Annotated in this window: 17 protein-coding genes; 9 read left to right on the top strand and 8 right to left on the bottom strand. The window is 71.9% G+C overall.

Going from position 1 to position 19,807, the window contains the following annotated elements:
• Positions 1 to 55 precede the first annotated feature (55 nt).
• On the top strand, positions 56 to 1,810 hold the full coding sequence (locus tag OG322_RS27860) for an NAD+ synthase (RefSeq protein ID WP_123470313.1): 1,755 nt from the start codon (positions 56 to 58) through the stop codon (positions 1,808 to 1,810).
• Positions 1,811 to 1,891: 81 nt separating this feature from the next.
• On the opposite strand, the gene OG322_RS27855 is transcribed toward OG322_RS27860, so the two are convergent.
• The 4 genes from OG322_RS27855 to OG322_RS27840 all read right to left on the bottom strand — a co-directional run bounded on the left by OG322_RS27855 (position 1,892) and on the right by OG322_RS27840 (position 6,973).
• A complete protein-coding gene (locus OG322_RS27855; RefSeq protein ID WP_123470314.1) occupies positions 1,892 to 3,097 on the bottom strand; it encodes an MFS transporter in 1,206 nt (401 codons plus the stop codon).
• Positions 3,098 to 3,333: 236 nt separating this feature from the next.
• Positions 3,334 to 4,356, bottom strand: coding sequence for an endonuclease/exonuclease/phosphatase family protein (locus tag OG322_RS27850; protein ID WP_123470316.1), 1,023 nt, complete (start codon positions 4,354 to 4,356; stop codon positions 3,334 to 3,336).
• Between the two features lie 190 nt (positions 4,357 to 4,546).
• Positions 4,547 to 5,239 (bottom strand): TetR/AcrR family transcriptional regulator, encoded by a 693-nt coding sequence (locus OG322_RS27845; RefSeq protein WP_266412154.1) that lies wholly within the window; start codon positions 5,237 to 5,239, stop codon positions 4,547 to 4,549.
• 117 nt (positions 5,240 to 5,356) lie between these two features.
• The gene (locus OG322_RS27840) at positions 5,357 to 6,973 is read right to left on the bottom strand and encodes a DHA2 family efflux MFS transporter permease subunit (RefSeq protein ID WP_329307169.1); all 1,617 of its coding nucleotides are present in this window, start codon (positions 6,971 to 6,973) and stop codon (positions 5,357 to 5,359) included.
• A 199-nt stretch (positions 6,974 to 7,172) separates the two neighbouring features.
• Between OG322_RS27840 and panB the strand changes: the two genes are divergently transcribed.
• The 3 genes from panB (at position 7,173) to OG322_RS27825 (ending at position 10,043) form a co-directional block, all read left to right on the top strand.
• Positions 7,173 to 8,057 carry a 3-methyl-2-oxobutanoate hydroxymethyltransferase gene (panB, locus tag OG322_RS27835; RefSeq protein WP_123470322.1) on the top strand — a complete coding sequence of 295 codons (885 nt, stop codon included), beginning with the start codon at positions 7,173 to 7,175 and terminating at the stop codon, positions 8,055 to 8,057.
• A 121-nt stretch (positions 8,058 to 8,178) separates the two neighbouring features.
• Positions 8,179 to 9,189 (top strand): ATP-binding cassette domain-containing protein, encoded by a 1,011-nt coding sequence (locus OG322_RS27830; RefSeq protein ID WP_329307168.1) that lies wholly within the window; start codon positions 8,179 to 8,181, stop codon positions 9,187 to 9,189.
• The gene (locus tag OG322_RS27825) at positions 9,186 to 10,043 is read left to right on the top strand and encodes an ABC transporter permease (protein ID WP_123470326.1); all 858 of its coding nucleotides are present in this window, start codon (positions 9,186 to 9,188) and stop codon (positions 10,041 to 10,043) included. The genes OG322_RS27830 and OG322_RS27825 overlap by 4 nt, the downstream gene beginning before the upstream one ends.
• A 10-nt stretch (positions 10,044 to 10,053) precedes the next feature.
• Here OG322_RS27825 and OG322_RS27820 read toward each other — a convergent pair whose 3' ends face one another.
• Positions 10,054 to 13,377, bottom strand: coding sequence for a BTAD domain-containing putative transcriptional regulator (locus OG322_RS27820; RefSeq protein ID WP_329307167.1), 3,324 nt, complete (start codon positions 13,375 to 13,377; stop codon positions 10,054 to 10,056).
• 202 nt (positions 13,378 to 13,579) lie between these two features.
• On the opposite strand from OG322_RS27820, the gene OG322_RS27815 reads away from it, so the two are divergent.
• The gene (locus tag OG322_RS27815) at positions 13,580 to 14,377 is read left to right on the top strand and encodes a site-2 protease family protein (protein WP_329307166.1); all 798 of its coding nucleotides are present in this window, start codon (positions 13,580 to 13,582) and stop codon (positions 14,375 to 14,377) included.
• 17 nt (positions 14,378 to 14,394) lie between these two features.
• On the opposite strand, the gene OG322_RS27810 is transcribed toward OG322_RS27815, so the two are convergent.
• Together OG322_RS27810 and npdG are read right to left on the bottom strand one after the other, a co-directional pair.
• Positions 14,395 to 14,586, bottom strand: coding sequence for a hypothetical protein (locus OG322_RS27810; protein WP_123470335.1), 192 nt, complete (start codon positions 14,584 to 14,586; stop codon positions 14,395 to 14,397).
• Between the two features lie 81 nt (positions 14,587 to 14,667).
• The gene (gene npdG, locus OG322_RS27805) at positions 14,668 to 15,378 is read right to left on the bottom strand and encodes an NADPH-dependent F420 reductase (protein WP_123470336.1); all 711 of its coding nucleotides are present in this window, start codon (positions 15,376 to 15,378) and stop codon (positions 14,668 to 14,670) included.
• 139 nt (positions 15,379 to 15,517) lie between these two features.
• Here npdG and OG322_RS27800 point away from each other — a divergent pair, with 139 nt between their 5' ends.
• Together OG322_RS27800 and OG322_RS27795 are read left to right on the top strand one after the other, a co-directional pair.
• Positions 15,518 to 16,120, top strand: coding sequence for a hypothetical protein (locus OG322_RS27800; protein ID WP_123470338.1), 603 nt, complete (start codon positions 15,518 to 15,520; stop codon positions 16,118 to 16,120).
• A gap of 100 nt (positions 16,121 to 16,220) precedes the next feature.
• Complete coding sequence (locus OG322_RS27795) at positions 16,221 to 17,531, top strand: MFS transporter (RefSeq protein WP_329307165.1); 1,311 nt, start codon at positions 16,221 to 16,223, stop codon at positions 17,529 to 17,531.
• A gap of 39 nt (positions 17,532 to 17,570) precedes the next feature.
• Here OG322_RS27795 and OG322_RS27790 read toward each other — a convergent pair whose 3' ends face one another.
• A complete protein-coding gene (locus tag OG322_RS27790; RefSeq protein ID WP_123470342.1) occupies positions 17,571 to 17,804 on the bottom strand; it encodes a hypothetical protein in 234 nt (77 codons plus the stop codon).
• A 150-nt stretch (positions 17,805 to 17,954) separates the two neighbouring features.
• Here OG322_RS27790 and map point away from each other — a divergent pair, with 150 nt between their 5' ends.
• Positions 17,955 to 18,812, top strand: coding sequence for a type I methionyl aminopeptidase (gene map / locus OG322_RS27785; protein WP_124283892.1), 858 nt, complete (start codon positions 17,955 to 17,957; stop codon positions 18,810 to 18,812).
• Positions 18,813 to 19,066: 254 nt separating this feature from the next.
• On the top strand, positions 19,067 to 19,732 hold the full coding sequence (locus tag OG322_RS27780; protein WP_329307164.1) for a biliverdin-producing heme oxygenase: 666 nt from the start codon (positions 19,067 to 19,069) through the stop codon (positions 19,730 to 19,732).
• Positions 19,733 to 19,807: the final 75 nt, after the last annotated feature.

The raw sequence follows: 19,807 nt of genomic DNA, 5'->3' as shown, positions 1-19,807 counted from the left end.
TCCTTCGCGCGGCCCGCCAGGACATCGCGTCAATCAGACGATTACACTGGGCGGCGTGCCTCAACTACGCCTCGCACTGAATCAGATCGACTCGACCGTCGGTGACCTCGCCGGCAACGCCGAGGCGATCCTCCACTGGACCCGGCACTCCGCCGAGCAGGGCGCCCACCTGGTGGCGTTCCCCGAGATGGTGCTGACCGGTTACCCCGTCGAGGACCTGGCCCTGCGGTCGTCCTTCGTCGAGGCGTCGCGGGACGCGCTGCGCGCGCTCGCCGCCCGTCTCGACGAGGAGGGCTTCGGGGAACTGCCGGTCGTCGTCGGATACCTCGACCGCTCCGATTTCCCGGCGCCGCGCTACGGCCAGCCCGCCGGGTCCCCGCGCAACGCCGCCGCGGTGCTGCACCGCGGCGGGGTCGCGCTGAACTTCGCCAAGCACCACCTGCCCAACTACGGCGTCTTCGACGAGTTCCGGTACTTCGTGCCGGGCGACTCGATGCCCGTCGTGCGGGTGCACGGGATCGATGTCGCGCTCGCGATCTGCGAGGACCTCTGGCAGGACGGCGGCCGGGTGCCGGCCGCGCGGGCCGCCGGGGCCGGACTGCTCCTCTCGATCAACGCCTCGCCCTACGAGCGGGACAAGGACGACACCCGGCTGGAACTGGTCCGCAAGCGGGCCGAGGAGGCCGACTGCACGACGGCCTATCTGGCGATGATCGGCGGCCAGGACGAGCTGGTCTTCGACGGCGACTCGATCGTCGTCGACAAGCACGGCGAAGTGATCGCCCGCGCCCCCCAGTTCGCCGAGGGCAGCGTGATCATCGACCTCGACCTGCCGGCCGCCGCGCCCGACGCGCCGTCGGGTGTGGTGAACGACGGGCTGCGCATCGACCACGTGGTCCTCTCCGAGAAGCCGCTGCCCGCGTACGAGGCGGAGCTGGCCGGAGGGTACGCGGACCGGCTCGACGACGACGAGGAGCTGTACTCGGCGCTCGTCGTGGGCCTGCGGGCGTACGCGGCGAAGAACGGCTTCGGCAGCGTGCTCATCGGGCTCTCCGGCGGGATCGACTCGGCGCTGGTCGCGGCGATCGCCTGCGACGCGCTGGGGGCGCAGAACGTCTACGGCATCTCGATGCCGTCGAAGTACTCCTCGGACCACTCCAAGGGCGACGCGGCCGAGCTGGCGCGGCGTACCGGGCTGAACTTCCGGACCGTACCGATCGAGCCGATGTTCGACGCGTACATGGGGTCGCTGGGGCTCACCGGTCTCGCCGAGGAGAACCTCCAGTCGCGGCTGCGCGGCACGATGCTGATGGCCGTCTCCAACCAGGAGGGGCAGATCGTCCTGGCGCCGGGCAACAAGTCGGAGCTGGCGGTCGGTTACTCGACGCTGTACGGCGACTCCGTCGGCGCGTACGGGCCGATCAAGGACGTCTACAAGACGTCGATCTTCCGGCTGGCGAAGTGGCGCAACCGGGCCGCCGAGGAGCGCGGGCAGACCCCGCCGATCCCGGAGGCCTCCATCACCAAGCCGCCCAGCGCGGAGCTGCGTCCTGGGCAGGTCGACACGGACTCGCTGCCCGACTACGACGTGCTGGACCGGATCCTGGAGATGTACGTCGACCGGGACCAGGGGATCGACACGATCGTGGCGGCCGGGTTCGACCAGGCGCTGGTCGCGAAGACCCTGCGGATGGTGGACACGGCGGAGTACAAGCGGCGGCAGTATCCGCCGGGCACGAAGATCTCGCCCAAGGGCTTCGGCAAGGACCGGCGACTGCCGATCACGAACCGCTGGCGCGAGTCCGGCTGACGCCGGGGGGACGGGTGTTGCGGATGTGACGGCGGGCCCGTCCGGCTGAGGGGTTGTCCTCAATCGCCGGGCGGGCTCGAGTCACACGTCCGCTCCGGACTCCTGCCGCACGGGCCGGGCGCCGGCCACCACCCTGGACGGTGCGCGGTCGCGGTCCAGTACGCCCGCCGTGACCGCCACCGCGAGGCCCGCCACGGCCAGGACCGCGCCGACCAGGGCCGGGGACGTCCAGCCCCAGCCTGCCGCGATGGCCACCCCGCCCAGCCACGCGCCGCCCGCGTTGGCCAGGTTGAACGCGGAGTGGTTGGAGGCGGACGCCAGGGTCGGGGCGTGCTTGGCCTTGTTCATGACGAGCATCTGCAACGGCGTGGTCGTCATGAAGCCGACCCCTCCCAGCAGCACCACCATCACCAGCGCGGCCCACTGCACCTGGGCGGCGAACGGGAAGACGGCCAGGACGACCGCGAGCGCGCCCAGCGATCCGTACAGCGTGGGACGCAGCGCCCGGTCCGTGAGCGGGCCCGCGGCGAGCGCCCCCAGGGTCATGCCGATACCGAAGAGTGCCAGCACCGGCGTCACCGAGGATTCGCCGAAGCCCATCACCTCGGTCGTCATCGCCGAGAGGTAGGAGTACACGGCGAAGACCCCGGCGAAGCCGAGGACGGCGGTGAGCAGTCCGAGCAGCACCTGCCGGTTGCCCAGGGCACGCACCTCGTGGCGGACGTCGGTGTGCGCCTCGGCCGGGATCCGCGGGACGAGCCGGGCGAGCGCGGCCATCGCGCACAGCCCGATCACCGCGACCACCAGGAACGTGGCCCGCCAGCCGAGGTGCTGGCCGAGCAGGGTGGCGGCGGGCACGCCGACGATGTTGGCGACGGTCAGGCCGAGGAACATCGTCGCCACGGCCCGCGCCTGGCGCCCGTCGGCGACCAGCCGGGCGGCGACGACCGCGCCGACGCCGAAGAACGCGCCGTGCGGCAGCCCGGCCAGCACCCGTGCGGCGAGCAGCCAGCCGAAGCCGGGGGCGAGCGCGGAGGCGAGGTTGCCGACGGTGAACAGCGCCATCAGCAGCAGGAGCATCCGTTTGCGCGGGATACGGGAGCCGAGGGCGGTGAGCAGCGGGGCGCCGAGCACCACACCGATCGCATAGGCCGAGACGAGATAGCCCGCTGTGGGGACGGAGGTGCCGAGATCGTCCGCGACCTCGGGCAGCAGGCCCATCATCACGAACTCCGTGGTACCGATGCCGAAGGCGCTCACCGCGAGTGCGAGCAGAGCCAGAGGCATGAGGAGAGACCTTTCCGCAGGGGGCTCGTCCACCGCGGCGGGCGAGGCCGGGCGCGGCACGAGGCGCAGGAGGGAGCCGGGGCATGGCGACGCTGCCGGACGCGGGGGCCGGAGCGCACAGCGGCGGACCGGCTCCGTCGCCGGCCGGCCTCGGTCCCTGATCGGAGCAAATACTCTCAGACGGTTTATGCCGGGAGGTAACGGCCGCCGGCAGCGGCCGTGAACGGACCGTGACGTCAGAGTTTGACGCGCGCGGCGATCGGGAGGTGGTCGCTGTCCGTCGCGGGGAGCGTCCAGGACGACACCGGGTCGACGCCCTTCACCATGATCTGGTCGATCCGGGCCATCGGGAACGACGCGGGCCAGCTGAATCCGAAGCCGTCACCGGCCGCGCCCTGGGTGGAGCGCATCTGGGAGGTGATCGCGTTGAGCGAGCGGTCGTTCATGGTGCCGTTGAGGTCGCCGAGCAGGACGACCCGGTCGAGCCGTTCGTCCGCGATGGCCGCACCGAGTGCGTCCGCGCTCTGGTCGCGCTGGTTCGCGGTGAATCCGGCGTGCAGCTTGACCCGTACCGAGGGCAGATGCGCGACGACGAAGCCGACCTTGCCCTCGGGCGTGGCGACGGTGGTCCGCATGGCCCGGACCCAGCCCATCTTGATGTCCACCGGGCGGGTGTCGCTGATCGGGTACTTGCTCCACAGGCCGACGGTCCCCTGGACCGAGTGGTACGGGAAGCGGTCGGCGAGCGCCGATTCGTACGTCTTCACCTGCCCGGCGGGCAGTTCCTGGAGGGCGATGACATCGGCGCCGGAGCCCGCGACCTGCTGGGCGGTGCCCGAGGGGTCGGCGTTGTCCGCGTTGACGTTGTGGGTGGCGACGGTGAGATCGCCGCCCCCGCCCGACTTGTCGGTGAGCAGACCGCCGAACACGTGGAACCAGACCACGACCGGGAGCAGCAGGGCGATCAGGGCGGTCGCGGAGCGCCGCACCAGGCCCAGCACGAGCAGCACCGGCACGAAGAGGGCGATCCAGGGCAGGAACGTCTCGGTGAGGCTGCCCAGGTTGCCGATGGTGTTCGGGATGTGGGCGTGCAGGAGCATCACGAGGGTCAGCAGGACCGAGCAGCCGGCCAGGACGATCCCTCGCCGCCAGATGCCCCGGTCCCGGGCCAGCCTGTCGCGCAGGTCCCGGAAGCGGGATCCGGAGGGCTGCGGTCCCTCGCCGCCGTTCCCGGTGTCCGCCCTGTACGCCTGCACCATCGCGCTGTCCTCACTGCCTTGCCGTGCACATCTCCGCGCCAACGACCCTAGGCGATGAACGATGCGTTTCCCGCCGCCGACGACGGCCGTACTGCCACCAGGACGAACAAGGTGGTGCGGTGAGTTCCGGCCGGAGGCGGTCTGCGGTGGCTTGTGACAGAACGATCACACTCGCGCGGGTCCGGGCGCGTCAGCCGTGGCCTGCGGCTTCGCCGGGTCCGGCGCCCGGCGGCCGCGGCCCGACGCCCTCGACCAGCAGCTGGATGATGCGGTCGGCGAGGTCCTCGGGCAGCGGCGCGTCCGGCCGGTGAATGGTGCGTACGAGCATGGGGCCGAGGAACAGGTCGTCCATCAGCTCCACGTCCGTGTCGCCCCGCAGTTCACCGGCTTCGACGGCTCGCCGGACGGCCGCGAGCATGGCGACGCGGCGCGGCGCTATCACGGTGCACTGGTACTCGGACCAGAGCCGGGGATGGCTCTTCATCTGGGCGAAGACGTTGTGCAGCAGTACGGAGGAACGCTGGGCCAGGCCGCGCCTGCGCATCGACTCCAGCAGTACGCGCAGATCGCGGAGCCCGCCGGTGCCGGAGACATCGGGTTCCGGGGGCTCGATGTCACGCAGGACGTCGACGAAGAGCTCCTCCTTGTCGGTCCAGCGCCGGTAGATGGTGGCCTTGCCGACCCCGGCGGTGCGGGCGATCCGCTCGATGGACAGGCCGGCGAGGGGTTCGCCGGCCTCCAGCAGCTCGACGACGGCGTCCAGGATGGCCCGCTCGGCCGCCGCACTGCGCGGGCGGCCGCGGCGGGGCTCCTGATCGTCGCCGCGGTCGCGCTCGCGCTCGCCCGGAGCCTGCTCGTCCCGGTCCGATGCCTGACCCTGCACGTGAAACCACCTTTCGCCGCCCCCGATTCTCCCCGAACGGACGACGCCCGGCCGCCTCCACCGGATCGGGGCCACCGGCCGGGGCCGTGGGCCGTCAGCCGTGCGGGGCCCGCGGCGTCACCGGGCCGCGGGCGCGGACGCCGTGGGCTCGTCCTGCGCGTCGTCCCGCGTGGGCGACTGCGCGGCGGGCGTCCGGCCCGGCAGGAACAGCGCGACCACGATCGCGCCGAGCAGGGCGACGACGGCCGAGCTGATGGCCGTGACGTGCATGGCGTCCAGGAAGGCGTCGTGCGCGGCGGCGACCAGCGGGGCGCCCGCCGGTCCCATCTTCTCCGCGATGCCGAGCGTCGCCTCGATGGACTCCGCCGCGGTGTCCCTGGCGGCGGCCGGGAGCGCACCGAGGTGCCCCTCGATGTCACCGCGGTAGACGGCGGACAGCACCGATCCGAGGACGGCGATCCCGAGCGCGCCGCCGACCTGCCGGAACGTGTTGTTGACGGCCGAGCCGGAGCCGGCCTTCTCGCGCGGCAGCGCCTGCATCACGGCGACGGTGACCGGCGGCATCACATGGGCCATGCCCGTGCCCTGCACGAAGAAGACCACACACATCAGCCAGACGGGGGTGTCGGCGTCGAACAGCGCGAACGCCGCCAGTCCGACCGCGACCATCAGCATGCCGACGGTGCACACGGCGCGGGCGCCGAACCGTGCGACCACCAGCCGCGCCCTGGGCGCGAAGACCATCTGGGCGACGGCCAGCGGCAGGATCAGCAGCCCGGACTGCAGGGCGCTCCAGCCCCGCACGCTCTGCATGTAGAAGGCGGAGAAGAACGTCACGCCCATCAGCGCGAAGAAGACCAGCGCGATGGCGGCGACGGCGGCGGAGAAGGCCGGCTTCCTGAAGTACGTGATGTCGATGGCCGGGCTGCTGCTGCGCTTCTCGTGGAGGACGAACACCACCAGGACGGCGAGGCCGCCGATGGCCGGCAGGAGCACGGAGACATCGGTGAAGTCGGCCAGCTCGCCGCCGCGGATGATGCCGTACACCAGCAGCACCAGGCCGATGATGGAGAGCACCACACCGATCGGGTCGAGACGGCCCGGCCTGGGGTCCCTGGAGTCCGGCACGAGGACCACCATCGCGATCAGCGCGATGACCACCACGGGCACGTTGACCAGGAAGATCGAGCCCCACCAGAAGTGTTCCAGGAGCAGCCCGCCGGTGATCGGGCCGATCGCGATGCCGAGACCGACGCTGCCGGCCCAGATGCCGATGGCCTTGGGCTGCTCGTCGCGCTCGAAGACGTTCATCAGGACGGCGAGGGTGGCCGGCATCACGAAGGCGGCGCCGAGGCCCATCACGGCACGCCAGGTGATGAGTTCGCCGGGTGAGCCGGACATGGCGGCGAAGGCCGAGCCGGTGCCGAAGAGCACGATGCCCAGGAGCAGCACCTTCTTGCGCCCGATGCGGTCGCCGAGCAGGCCCGCGGTGAAGAGCAGCCCGGCGAAGACGAGGGTGTAGGAGTTGATCGCCCACTCCAGCTCGCTCTGGGTGGCCCCCAGTCCGGTGGGTGCGGGGGATGCGATCGTCTTGACGGCGACGTTCAGGATCGAGTTGTCCAGCACCACGATGAGCAGGCTGAACATCAGGACAACGAGGATCGCCCAGCGGCGGCGGTGGACCGCCTCCGGGACCTGGGGCACGACGGCGGGAGCGCCGGACGGTATGGACATGGGCAAGAGCCTAACCTCATTTCGATACGAGACCGTCTCGTATTGGAAAGTCTTTACCGGGCAGGAACTCGCCGCCGCCGTACCGCCGTCCGGGCGACGTGTGCGGGCCCACTTCCCGTGACCGGCTCCGGGATGCCACCATGGAAGGGATCCGGGGACGCCGTCAGGGCGCCTCGAGATGACGAAGGAGCCGTTGGCCATGTCGCTTCAGGCTGCGCAAAACCAGTCCACACCTCCCGCGGGAGCCCGCACCGACAGCAGCAAGGCGCTGTACGGAGGCAAGAGCAACCGCCGCATCACCATCCACGACATCGCCGCCGCCACCGAGCGCGGCGAGAAGTGGCCCATGCTCACCGCCTATGACGCGATGACCGCGTCCGTCTTCGACGAGGCCGGCATCCCGGTCATGCTCGTCGGCGACTCGATGGGCAACTGTCACCTCGGCTACGAGACCACCGTGCCCGTCACGATGGACGAGATCGCCATCCTCTCCGCCGCCGTCGTACGGGGCACCAAGCGCGCCCTCGTCGTCGCCGACCTGCCCTTCGGGGCCTACCAGGAGGGCCCCGTCCAGGCCCTGCGCAACGCCACCCGGCTGATCAAGGAGTCCGGGGTCGGCGCGGTCAAGCTGGAGGGCGGCGAGCGCAGCCACGAGCAGATCAAGCTGCTGGTCGACGCCGGCATCCCGGTCATGGCCCACATCGGGCTGACCCCGCAGTCCGTCAACGCGATGGGCTACCGGGTGCAGGGCCGCGGCGAGGAGGCCGCCCAGCAGATGCTGCGCGACGCCAAGGCCGTGCAGGACGCGGGCGCGTTCGCCGTCGTCCTGGAACTCGTACCGGCCGAACTGGCCGCCGAGGTCACCCGCACCCTGCACATCCCGACCGTCGGCATCGGCGCCGGTCCGGACACCGACGCCCAGGTGCTGGTCTACACCGACATGGTCGGTCTGACCGGCGGCAAGGTGCCGCGCTTCACCAAGCAGTACGCCAACCTGCGCCAGATCCTCGGCGACGCCGCCAAGGCGTACGCGGACGAGGTCGTCGGCGGCAGCTTCCCGGCGCCGGAGCACACCTTCCACTGACCGGATCCCACGAGCCGGACGACCACTGCCGGCACCACCGACAGCCCGCCGACTTCCCCCATCGGCGGGCTGTCGGCCCGCTGTCGGTGGACTGTCGGTGGCGACTGTTCTGATAGTGGGCATGACGCGAATCGACAAGAACCCCAGGAGCGGCGGGAACGCCGTCGAGGTACGGGGACTGGTCAAGCACTACGGCTCGACCAAGGCTCTGGACGGCGTGGACCTCGACGTACGCGAGGGCACCGTCCTTGGAGTGCTCGGCCCCAACGGCGCCGGCAAGACCACCCTCGTACGCTGCCTGTCCACCCTGATCCTGCCCGACGCCGGACACGCGGTGGTGGCGGGCTACGACGTGGTGAAGCAGCCCCGCCAGCTGCGCCGCACCATCGGTCTGACCGGGCAGTACGCCTCGGTCGACGAGAAGCTCTCCGGCTGGGAGAACCTCTACATGATCGGGCGGCTGCTCGATCTGCCGCGCAAGAAGGCCCGGTCCCGCGCCGACGAGCTGCTGGAGCGCTTCTCGCTCACCGACGCGGCGAAGAAGGCCGCCATGGACTACTCCGGCGGCATGCGGCGCCGGCTGGACCTGGCCGCGTCCATGATCGGCAGCCCGGCCGTGCTGTACCTGGACGAGCCGACGACGGGGCTCGACCCCCGCACCCGCAACGAGGTCTGGGACGAGGTGCAGAGGATGGTCGCGGAGGGGGCGACCGTGCTGCTCACCACCCAGTACATGGAAGAGGCCGAGCAGCTCGCCAGCGAGCTCACCGTCATCGACCAGGGCAAGATCATCGCCCGCGGCGGTGTCGACGAGCTGAAGGCCAAGGTCGGCGGCCGCACCCTGCAGCTCCGCCCCTCGGACCCGGCCGAACTGGCCTCGATGGCGCAGGCCCTGCGCGAGGCCGGTCTGGACGGGGTCGCGGGCGCGCAGGCGGTCCCGGACGAGGGACTGCTGTACGTACCGATCCTCAGCGACGAGCAGCTCACCGCCGTCATCGGCCTGCTCGGCACCCGGGGCTTCTCGCTGGCGCACGTCGCCACCGCGCTGCCCAGCCTGGACGAGGTGTTCCTCGCCATCACGGGCGGCAAGGCCACCGTCACCGACACGATTCCCCAGGAGGTCGCGGCATGAGCACCACGACTCTGACGCCCACCCCCACCGGCACGACGCCCGCCGCCCCGGCCACGAAGGTCCACGACGAGGGCGGGATAGGGCTCCGGAACAACCTGCGGCACATCGGGGCGCTGGTGCGGCGCAATCTGCTCCAGATCAAGAAGGATCCGGAGTCGATGTTCGACGCGCTCCTGATGCCGGTCATCTTCGTGCTGCTGTTCGTGTACGTCTTCGGCGGCTCCGTCGGCGGCAGCATGGGCGGCGGCCGGCAGGAGTACCTGAACTACCTGATCCCCGGCCTGATGGCGATGATGGGCATGAACATCGCCATGGCCGTCGGCAGCGGTGTCAACGACGACTTCCGCAAGGGGGTCATGGACCGGTTCCGCACCATGCCGATCGCCCGCTCCTCGGTGCTCATCGCCAAGATCGTGGTCGAGCTCGGCCGGATGATGGTCGCCACGCTGATCCTGCTGGGCATGGGCTTCGCGCTCGGCATGGAGCTCCACGGCTCGGTGCTGGGGCTGATCGGTGCGATCGGGCTGGCGGCCGCGTTCGGCGCCGCCATCATGTGGATCTTCATCCTGCTCGGACTGAGCCTGAAGACGACCCAGGCCGTCCAGGGAATGGGGATGCTCGTGATGATGCCGCTCCAGTTCGGCTCCTCGATCTTCGCCCCGCCGCAGACGATGCCCGGCTGGCTCCAGACGTTCACCGACTACAACCCGCTGTCCAACCTGGCCGACTCGGCCCGCGCTCTGATGATGGGCGGCCCGGTCGGCCACTCGGTCTGGCTGACGCTCGGCTGGACCGTGGTCATCACCGCGGTGATGGCCCCGATCGCGGTGTCCAAGTTCCGCAAGAAGTCCTGACGGCCGGGGCTCAGTCCCGGTACGCCTCGACGAGGGCGGTGGCCTCCTTCACGGAGAGGCCGCCGCCCTCGGCGTACGCGGTCTCGAAGGCGGTGTCCCCGAGAGCGGCACGGGCCAGTTCCTCGGCCGCCGTGCAGTTCTCCCGCTCCATCGACGTCAGCACATGCCCGGCGGGCAGCAGCCCCCGGCAGGCGCCCAGCAGCCGCCCCGCGAGCGCGGCCCGGCGCTCCCCGCCGAGTCCGCCCAGTGCCCGCGCGACGCCGACCAGATGGGTCACGGCCATCTGCGGCGCCACCATCTGCGCGAGCGGATCGTCGGCGCGTGCCAGCGACTGAAGGCCCCCGGCCAGGGCTTCGGCGTACCGCCCGTCCAGGTTGTCCAGCCAGGCCACACCGCCCAGCACGAATCCGTCGAAGACCGCCCGGGTCTCCGAGTGGAACTCCTCGCGCAGGGTGGTGAAGTTTTCGCGGGCCTCGGCGGTCCGGCCGGACCGGCCCAGCCACATGGCCAGGAAGAGCTGGGCGAACGACCTCCCGCCGTGAGGCGAGTGCCGGGACTCCTCGATCACCTCCCGCAGGATCGCCTCGCCCTCCTCGCCGCGGCCGAGCTCGGTCAGCACGGAGGCGTACCGGGTGCGGAGCACCAACACCTGGGCGTGGGCACCGAGCTTCTCCGCGTAACCGACCGCGGCCAGATAGTCCTCGGCCGCCTGGGTGTAGTCGCCCGTCTTCTCGTTGACCTCGCCGCGCGAGGAGAGCGACTCGGCCGTGCCCCAGTCGTCGCCGAGGCGGCGGAACACCGCCAGGCTCTCGTCGGCGTCCCCCCGGGCCTCACCCGACCAGTCGGGCCGGTTGGCCAGTACGTTGGCGCGCATCTGGAGCGCCGCGGCCAGCTCCCACTCGTAGCCGAACCCCCGTGCGGCCAGGACCGTTTCGTCCAGCATCGTGCGCAGATCGGCGATGTCCCCGGTGAGCAGGACCGCGAAGAACCACAGCGATGCCGGGGTACGGCAGGTCTGCGGCTGGCCGACCCGGTAGGTGGCGGCGATGATGCGCAGCCGCGCCATCCCGGGGCCGCTCACCAACTCGTCCATCGCGTGGTCCATGCTGACCAGCTGGACCAGCGCGACCTGGCGCCGCGCCTCCTGGAGCAGTTCGGGGCCCATCGGCGGCGGCGCGTCGGTGCAGCGTTCGTGGAGGGAGGGCGCGGGGGTGACGGGCGGGGCGAACGGATCGGGGCCGAGGGCTGCGGCCGCTTCGGCCCATTGCAGGGCGTCGGCGCGCAGATCCCGTATCTGCCAGAACCAGGAGAGCGAGATCACCATGCACAGGGCCTCCTGCTCGTCGCGGGCGGCGACGGCGTGGCGCAGGGCGGTGCGCAGGTTCTCGTACTCGCGCTGGAACAGTTCGATGGCGGCGAGCTGTCCGGGGCCCCGGAGTTCGGGGTCGGTGGTACGGGCCAGCTCCCGGAAGAACACCAGGTGCTGCCGTTCGACGGACTCCCGCTCCCCCGCCTCGTCGAGCCGTTCGGCGGCGTACTCACCGACGGTCTCCAGGAGGCGGTAGCGCATCCGGCCGTCCGCGGCGGGCGCGGCGACGACGAGTGACTTGTCGACGAGCGAGCCGAGCACTCCGGCGACGTCGTGCGCGTCCTGCGGCCGGTCCGCGCAGACCGCCTCGGCGGCGGCGAGGCTCCAGCCACCGGAGAAGACCGACAGCCGCCGCAGGGCGGTGCGTTCGTCCTCGTCCAGGAGGTCCCAGGACCAGTCGACGACCGCCCGCAGGGTCTGCTGGCGCGGCAGTACGGTGCGGCTGCCGCCGGTCAGCAGGCGGAACCGGTCGTCGAGCCGGTCGGCGATCTGGCGCGGAGTGAGCATCCGGAGCCGGGCGGCGGCGAGTTCGATGGCGAGCGGCAGCCCGTCCAGGCGGCGGCAGATCTCGGCGGTGGCCGCCGCCGTCCGCTCGTCCGCGTCGACCCGGAAGCCGGACAGCGCGGCGGCGCCCCGGTCGGCGAACAGGCGCAGCGCCATCGGCTCGGGCAGCGGGTCGACGGGCCGGACGAACTCGCCCGGTACGCCCAGGGGTTCACGGCTGGTCGCCAGGACGGTGAGCTCCGGGCAGCGGGCCAGCAGGTGGTCGGCGAGGGCGGCGGCGGCCTCGATGACGTGCTCGCAGTTGTCCAGGAGCAGCAGCATCCGGCGCCCGGAGCAGTGTTCGGTGAGCCGGGCGAGCGGTTCGCCTCCTCCGCTCCGTTCGACGGCCCGGAGCTCCTCGGCGCCCGCACCGCGCAGCACGGTCTCGCGGCCGCCGAGGGCGGTGAGGACGGCCTCCGGCACCGATTCGGGATCGTCGACCGGCGCGAGTTCGGCCATCCAGACCCCGTCCGGCCAGGTGGCGGGATCGACGGATTCGGCGGCCTCCTGGGAGAGCCGGGTCTTGCCCGCGCCGCCGGGGCCGAGCAGGGTGACGAGCCGGGCGCCGGAGAGGTCGCCGCGCAGGGTGTCGATGTCGCTCTCCCGTCCGACGAAGCTGGTGAGCCTGACCCGGAGGTTGCCGGGAGGGGCGGCGGGGGCGGGGCGGCCGGCCGGGGGCGCGGGTACGGCCGGGCGCGCCGGTTCCTGGCGGAGCAGTTCGGCATGCAGCGCACTCAGTTCGGCGCCCGGGTCGGCGCCGAGCCGGTCGGCGAGCACGGTGCGCACCTCCTCGTACGCGGCCAGCGCCTGGGCGGTGCGTCCGGCGTCGCGCAGGGCCCGCAGCCGAAGCGCCTGGAGCGGTTCGTCGATGGGGTGCTCGCCGCAGAGCGCGGCCAGCTCCGGCAGCACCTGCTCGGCCCGGCCGAGGGCGAGCAGGGCGGTGAGGCGGGTGCGCCGGGCGTCGAGCCGGCGGGCCGTCCAGCGGGCGGCCTCGGCGTGCCGGTCGGGGAGATCGGCGAGGACCGGTCCGCGCCACAGGCCCAGCGCGTCATCGAGGAGGGTCACGGCCTTCGCCGGATCACCCTCCTCCAGGGCCCGTGCCCCCTCCCCCGCGAGGCGCTCGAAGCGGAACAGGTCGACGGTGTCCGGTCCGGCGGTCAGCCGGTAGCCACTCTCCGTCGAGGCGACCGCCGCGTGGCCGAGCGCCCGCCGGAGCCGGCCCACGAGTGCCTGCAGGGCGCCCGGCGCGTCGGCGGGCGGGTCCCCGTCCCACACCTCGCCGACGAGCACGGCGGCCGGCACCGCCCGGCCGGCCCGCAGCGCGAGAACGGTGAGCAGGGCGCGCAGCCGCGCCCCGCCGACGGCGACGGCCGTGCCGTCGTCGCGGAGTGCCTGGGTGGTACCGAGGATGCTGTAGCGCACGCGCCCATTCTCCGTGACCGGGGCCGGGAGCGGGACCGCAGCCCGGCCGTATGCGTGCGGGCCGTCCGCCGTACTGCCTGTCATGCCCCCACCCTTTACGGAACCACCGGCAGGATGCCAGACGTTTTGGCCGTGTCGCCTGTACGGTCGGGGCTCGCCGCCCGCCCGCTCCCGTTCCTCCCGCAGCCACCTGGAGCCGCCGATGACCACCGCAACAGCGCGCAGCGACCGGCGGATCAGCCCGGTCTTCCTCGGGATCGCCGCCGTCGCGGCGGTGTCCGGCTGGGCGGTGTGGACGGACTTCGCCGATCAGCCGGGGTTCGCCACGTTCCTCTTCGTCACGGCTGCTTGGGTCGTGTCGCTCTGCCTCCACGAGTACGCCCACGCCAGGACCGCGCTGCACAGCGGCGACATCACCATCGGCGCCAAGGGATACCTCACGCTCAATCCCCTTCGCTACACCCACGCCCTGCTCAGCATCGTGCTGCCGGTGCTGTTCGTGATCATGGGCGGGATCGGGCTGCCGGGTGGCGCCGTCTTCATCGAGCGCGGCCGGATCCGCGGCCGCTGGCGGCACAGCCTGATCTCGGCGGCGGGGCCGCTGACCAATGTGCTGTTCGCGATCGTGTGCACGGCGCCGTTCTGGCTGCACGCGCTGGACGGGGTCCCGGCCGCCTTCCGGTACGCGCTGGGCTTCCTGGCGCTGCTCCAGGTGACGGCGGCGATCCTGAACTCCGTACCGGTGCCGGGTCTGGACGGCTACGGGGTGATCGAGCCCTGGCTCTCGCACTCGGTGCGCCGCCAGGTGGAGCCGTTCGCCCCGTTCGGGCTGATCGCGGTCTTCGCCCTGCTGTGGGTTCCCGGGGTGAACGCGGCGTTCTTCGGCGCGGTCGACGCGCTGCTGCGGTCGCTCGGCGTCAGCGACTTCGACACGTACTGCGGTCTCGACGCCTACCGGTTCTGGCAGACGCCGAACGCGGTCTGCTCGCTGAACGGCTAGGAAGCCCCTTTACGCGGCTAGGAGGCGCTCTGCGCGGCCTGGGCAGTGGCGCGCCGGCGGCGCAGGTAGTACCAGGCCATGTTGGACGAGAGCCCGACCAGAAGCACCCAGATGATCCCGAGGAGCCAGCTGCCCTGCACGAAGGAGAGCACAGCCGCGGCGACGGCGAGGACGCAGACGACGACGGCGTAGAGAGCGAGGCGGGGCATGGGGACGGCTCCTGTCGGGGGATGGTGCGCGGTCCCGTCCAGTGTCCCCCATGCCCCCGGCCGCTCCGAGCGGGGTGCGGCTCACACGTCGGTGACGCGCAGCCCCGCGTGTGCCTTGTAGCGGCGGTTGACCGAGATCAGGTTGGCGACCAGCGACTCGACCTGGTGGGCGCCCCGCAGCCGTCCCGCGAAGACGCCGCGCATTCCGGGGATGCGGCCGGCCAGCGCCTGGACGACGTCGGTGTCGGCGCGGGCCTCGCCCAGCACCAGCACATCGGTGTCGATCTCCTCGATCGCCTCGTCCTGGAGCAGCACGGCCGAGAGATGGTGGAAGGCGGCGGTGACCCGGGACTCCGGCAGCAGGGCGGCGGCCTGCTCGGCGGCGCTGCCCTCCTCGGGCTTCAGGGCGTAGGCGCCCTTCTTGTCGAAGCCGAGCGGGTTGACGCAGTCGATGACGAGCTTCCCGGCGAGCTCCTCGCGCAGCGACTCCAGGGTCTTGGCGTGCCCGTCCCACGGCACGGCGACGATCACGACGTCGCTGTCGCGGGCGCACGCGGCGTTGTCCGCGCCCCGGACACCGTGGCCGATCTCCTCGGCGGCGGCCTGCGCGCGATCGGCCGCGCGGGAGCCGATGACGACCTGCTGTCCGGCGCGGGCGAACCGGTAGGCGAGTCCGCGGCCCTGCGGGCCGGTGCCGCCGAGTACGCCGATGGTCAGGCCGGACACGTCGGGGAGGTCCCAGGGGTCCTTGGCAGGGGGCTTGGGCGCGCTGCCGCTGTCATTCGTAGTCATGGCCCCGACAGTACTTCCAGGCGGGGAAGGGACGCCCCGCGGCCGGACCGCGATCCGGATCACGTTCCCGGCCCCGTTCGGATGGTTCCGCGGCCGTTCCCCCGCGGGGGACCCGGCGTGTGGTGCAGGATGCCGGGCCATGGATGCCGTACGTGTGGCGCTGCTGCGTGAGGTGCTCGCCGGGACCGAGTGGCCGGCCGCCGCCCGGCGGTTCGCCGGGACGCTGCGCTCGTCCGTCGTCCCGCACGGCGGCGGGCTGCTGCTGGTGGGGACCGAGGTGTACGAGCCGTGGCACCTGGCCGCGCATCTGGTCGACGAGTCCACCTGGTCGGGGCTGCCCGAGCTGACGCCCACGCTGGTCCGCCACCGGGTGGAGCCCGGGGATCCGGCCCACCTGGCCGTCGGCCTGGGCCGGATCGAGGCGGCCGGGCGGGGCGAGACCCTGCTCGTGGTGGTGCCGGAGTCGCCGGGCGAGGGCCTGCTGGAGCGGGTGCACGACGCGCGCCGGGCGGGCGCGACGGTGCTCTCGCTGGACAACGGCGATCCGGAGGTCCGGGGCCTGGCCCACGAGGCGCTGTCCGTGGCGGGCGGCGACGATGTGGACCTGGACACCGTCCAGCACCTGGTCAGCGCGGCGGCCGGGGAGAACAGCGCACCCGTGCTGCGTGGCCGGCGGCGCTTGCGCGACCGGCTGTCCCGGCTCGCCGACCAGCTGACGGCGCCCCCGCCACCGCGCTGGTGAGGGGGGCGGGCGGCGCCCTGGCGCGGGCGGTGCCCAGGACCTCGTGCGGCCCACAAATGCACTTGCACCGGGCGCGCGTCCGGGCGGACCATGACCCCTCGTGACCTCTCGTCCCCAGCTCGCCGCCAGGCTTGCCGCGCTTCTTCCCGACCTCTCGCCCTGGCGGTCCTCGGCGGACTTCCGGCTGCTGTGGGTGCAGGGGCTCGTCACCTTCTTCGGCAGTTCCATGGCGCTGATCGCGCTGCCCCTCCAGATCAAGCACCTCACCGGCTCCCCGCTCGCCGTCGGCGCCATGGGCGCGGTCGAGCTCGTGCCGCTGGTCGTGTTCGGCCTCTACGGCGGTGCGCTCGCCGACTCCGCCGACCGCCGCAAGGTCATCCTGACCACCGAGGCGGGGCTCGGGCTGCTCGCCCTCGTCCTCCTGGTGAACGCGGCCCTGCCCGGCCCGATGCTGTGGCCGCTCTATGTGGTGGCCGGGGGCGTCTCCGCGCTCGCGGGGCTCCAGCGGCCCGCACTGGACTCGCTGATGGCCCGGATCGTGCCGCACGACCAGCTCACCGCGGCGGCCGCGCTGAACTCGCTGCGCTGGCAGGCCGGCGCGATCATGGGCCCGGCGCTGGCGGGCCTGGTGGTGGCCTATGCCGGGCACGCCACGGCGTACGCGGTCACCGTGGTCACGTTCGCCGTGTCCGTGCTCCTGTGCCGCCGGCTCGCGCCCGCGCCGCCCGCCGAGAAGGGGCAGAAGCCGTCGCTGCGCGGTATCGCGGAGGGCGCGCGCTACGCCTGGAGCCGGCCGGTGCTGCTGGGGACGTACGCGATCGACATGGCGGCGATGTTCTTCGCCTTCCCGAACACGATCTTCCCGTTCCTCAGCGACGAGCTGGATGCCGAGTGGTCGCTGGGGCTGATGTATGCGGCGGGCTCGGTCGGCTCCCTCCTGCTGGGCCTGACCAGCGGCTGGACCTCACGGGTGCGCAGGCACGGGCTGTTCGTGGTGTTCGGCGCGGCCGTCTGGGGGCTGGCCATCGCGGCGGCCGGCTGGTTCGGCAACGTGTGGCTGGTGCTGGTCTGCCTGGCGGTGGCCGGTGCGGGCGACATGCTCAGCGGGCTCGGCCGTTCGACCATCTGGAACCAGACGATCCCGGAGGAGCTGCGGGGCCGGCTGGCGGGCATCGAGGTGCTCTCGTACAGCGTGGGCCCGCAGCTGGGCCAGGTGCGGGCCGGCGGTATGGCGGGGTGGACGGGGACCCGCACAGCGGTCTGGAGCGGGGGCGTGGCCTGCATCGCCTCGGTGGCGCTGCTGGCGGCGGCCCTGCCGAAGCTCCTCACCTACGACTCCGAGACGGACGCGGACGCGCTGCGCAGGCGCGCACAGCGCGAGGAGGGCCTGGAGGCGGCGCCCGCGGGCTGAGCCCGGGGCGCGGGCCCAGGCCCCTCGCCCGACAGCCTCTCAGCCGCTCGTGTTCTCGTCCGGCCCCTGGCGGTCGTGCCATTTGGGATCGGTCTCCCACTCCAGGTTCCGCTCCTGCGCGGTCTCCATGGCGTGCTGGGCCTCCTCACGGGAGGTGTACGGGCCGAAGCGGTCCTTGGCGGGGCACTCGGGGCCCTCCTCGACCTTTTTGTGCTCCAGGCAGTAGTACCACTCGCCGGGCTTGCCGACCGTGCGCTTCTTGAACAGGGCCATCGTCGGCTCCTTTCCTCGCTGCCATGGTGCCCCAGACACGCTGGTTAGGGGCTGTCGTTCGGACCAGGCCGGACCACGGAGCGGGGCCTGGTGCGTGCCGGACCCCGTGAGCCCCGCATGATCCAAACGACAGGCCCTAAACTCGCTGGCATGTCTGGCCAGTCACTGCTTGTACCAGGGGAGCTCACTCCCGTCCGTTCCGTGCCCGGAAAAATCCGGCGCCCCGAGTATGTGGGCAAGCCCGCTCCGACGCCGTACACCGGCCCGGAGATCCAGGACGCCGATACCGTGGAGCGCATGCGCGTCGCGGGGCGGATCGCCGCGCAGGCGATGGGTGAGGCCGCGAAGCTCATCGCCCCGGGCGTCACGACGGACGAACTCGACCGGGTCGCCCATGAGTTCATGTGCGACCACGGCGCCTATCCGTCGACGCTGGGCTACCGGGGCTTCCCCAAGTCGCTCTGCGCCTCGCTCAACGAGGTGATCTGCCACGGCATCCCGGACTCGACGGTGCTGCGCGACGGCGACATCGTGAACCTCGATGTGACGGCGTACATCAACGGGGTGCACGGCGACAACAACGCCACCTACCTCTGCGGCGACGTGGACGAGGAGTCGCGGCTCCTCGTGGAGCGCACCGAGGAGTCACTGAAGCGGGCGATCAAGGCGGTCCGGCCGGGCCGCCAGGTGAATGTGATCGGGCGGGTCATCGAGTCGTACGCCAAGCGCTTCGGGTACGGGGTGGTGCGGGACTTCACCGGGCACGGGATCAATTCCTCGTTCCATTCCGGCCTGATCATTCCGCACTACGACAGTGAGCACGCCACCACCGTGATGAAGCCCGGTATGACGTTCACCATCGAGCCGATGCTGACGCTCGGGACCCATGACTACGACATGTGGGACGACGGCTGGACCGTGGTCACGAAGGACCGCAAGCGCACCGCGCAGTTCGAGCACACCCTGGTGGTGACGGAGACGGGGGCCGAGATCCTCACGCTCCCGTAGCCGGATCGTCCCCCGCCCGGAACGGCCGCCCCCTCGGGCGGCCGTTTTTCGTGCGTCCGCTCCTCCGGTTATCCGTGCGTCCGGGCCGGACCGGGGTACATTTTTACCGACAGAGCGTCGGGAAGCAGTTGACTTAGGTAAACCTAAGTAGGAAGATCGGCACATCGTCCGGCGCTGCGGTACACAGCCGCGGCAGGCCGATATCTCCGTCTCTTTCTGGACTTCCCGTCCCCTTTGGTCCCCGGAGGCCCGCCTTGGACGCAACCGTCACCGCCACGCCCTTCTCCACGCTGATCCGCACCGCGTCGCACGAGCAGCACACCGAGGCGGAGACCTCGACCTTCATGAGCGACCTGCTCGGCGGACGCCTCGGCGTGGACGCGTACACGCGCTACACCGAGCAGCTGTGGTTCGTGTACAAGGCCCTGGAGGACGGCGCCGAGGCGCTGCGCAACGACCCGGTCGCCGGTCCGTTCATCCAGCCCGAGCTGATGCGCACCGCCGAGCTGGAGCGCGATCTGGCCCATCTGCGGGGTGCGGACTGGCGCGAGGGCCTGGAGCCGCTGCCGGCCACGGCCGCGTACGCCGACCGGGTCGCCGAGTGCGCCCGCACCTGGCCCGCGGGATACATAGCGCACCACTACACCCGTTACCTGGGTGACCTCTCGGGCGGCCAGATCATCCGCGACAAGGCGGAGCGGACCTGGGGCTTCGAGCGCAAGGGCGACGGGGTGCGGTTCTACGTCTTCGAGGGGATCTCCAACCTCGCCTCGTTCAAGCGGGGATACCGCGAGCTGCTGGACGCGGTGAACGCGGACGATCTGGAGAAGCAGCGGATCGTGGACGAGTGCAAGCGGGCGTTCGCGCTGAACACCGCGGTGTTCCGGGAGCTGGGGGAGGCCTTCCCGCTCAGCGCGTAGCGCTTGGCGCTCGGCGGCGGGGCGGTGACCGGAGTTGTCGGCCGGGGCCGCTCCGCCGCTTCGTTCTGTCCGCAA

Origin of the sequence: Streptomyces sp. NBC_01260 (assembly GCF_036226405.1) — a bacterium.
In the GTDB taxonomy this organism is placed as follows: domain Bacteria; phylum Actinomycetota; class Actinomycetes; order Streptomycetales; family Streptomycetaceae; genus Streptomyces; species Streptomyces laculatispora.
This window is presented reverse-complemented; position numbering and strand designations above follow the sequence as displayed.

Bases quoted from the DNA above. Each gene is read 5' to 3' on its own strand.
- OG322_RS27830 (WP_329307168.1), top strand. From the start codon at position 8,179: ATGACGCGAATCGACAAGAACCCCAGGAGCGGCGGGAACGCCGTCGAG.
- map (WP_124283892.1), top strand. From the start codon at position 17,955: ATGTCTGGCCAGTCACTGCTTGTACCAGGGGAGCTCACTCCCGTCCGT.
- OG322_RS27800 (WP_123470338.1), top strand. From the start codon at position 15,518: ATGGATGCCGTACGTGTGGCGCTGCTGCGTGAGGTGCTCGCCGGGACC.
- OG322_RS27825 (WP_123470326.1), top strand. From the start codon at position 9,186: ATGAGCACCACGACTCTGACGCCCACCCCCACCGGCACGACGCCCGCC.
- npdG (WP_123470336.1), bottom strand. From the start codon at position 15,378: ATGACTACGAATGACAGCGGCAGCGCGCCCAAGCCCCCTGCCAAGGAC.
- OG322_RS27850 (WP_123470316.1), bottom strand. From the start codon at position 4,356: ATGGTGCAGGCGTACAGGGCGGACACCGGGAACGGCGGCGAGGGACCG.
- OG322_RS27840 (WP_329307169.1), bottom strand. From the start codon at position 6,973: ATGTCCATACCGTCCGGCGCTCCCGCCGTCGTGCCCCAGGTCCCGGAG.
- OG322_RS27815 (WP_329307166.1), top strand. From the start codon at position 13,580: ATGACCACCGCAACAGCGCGCAGCGACCGGCGGATCAGCCCGGTCTTC.
- OG322_RS27790 (WP_123470342.1), bottom strand. From the start codon at position 17,804: ATGGCCCTGTTCAAGAAGCGCACGGTCGGCAAGCCCGGCGAGTGGTAC.
- OG322_RS27855 (WP_123470314.1), bottom strand. From the start codon at position 3,097: ATGCCTCTGGCTCTGCTCGCACTCGCGGTGAGCGCCTTCGGCATCGGT.
- panB (WP_123470322.1), top strand. From the start codon at position 7,173: ATGTCGCTTCAGGCTGCGCAAAACCAGTCCACACCTCCCGCGGGAGCC.
- OG322_RS27810 (WP_123470335.1), bottom strand. From the start codon at position 14,586: ATGCCCCGCCTCGCTCTCTACGCCGTCGTCGTCTGCGTCCTCGCCGTC.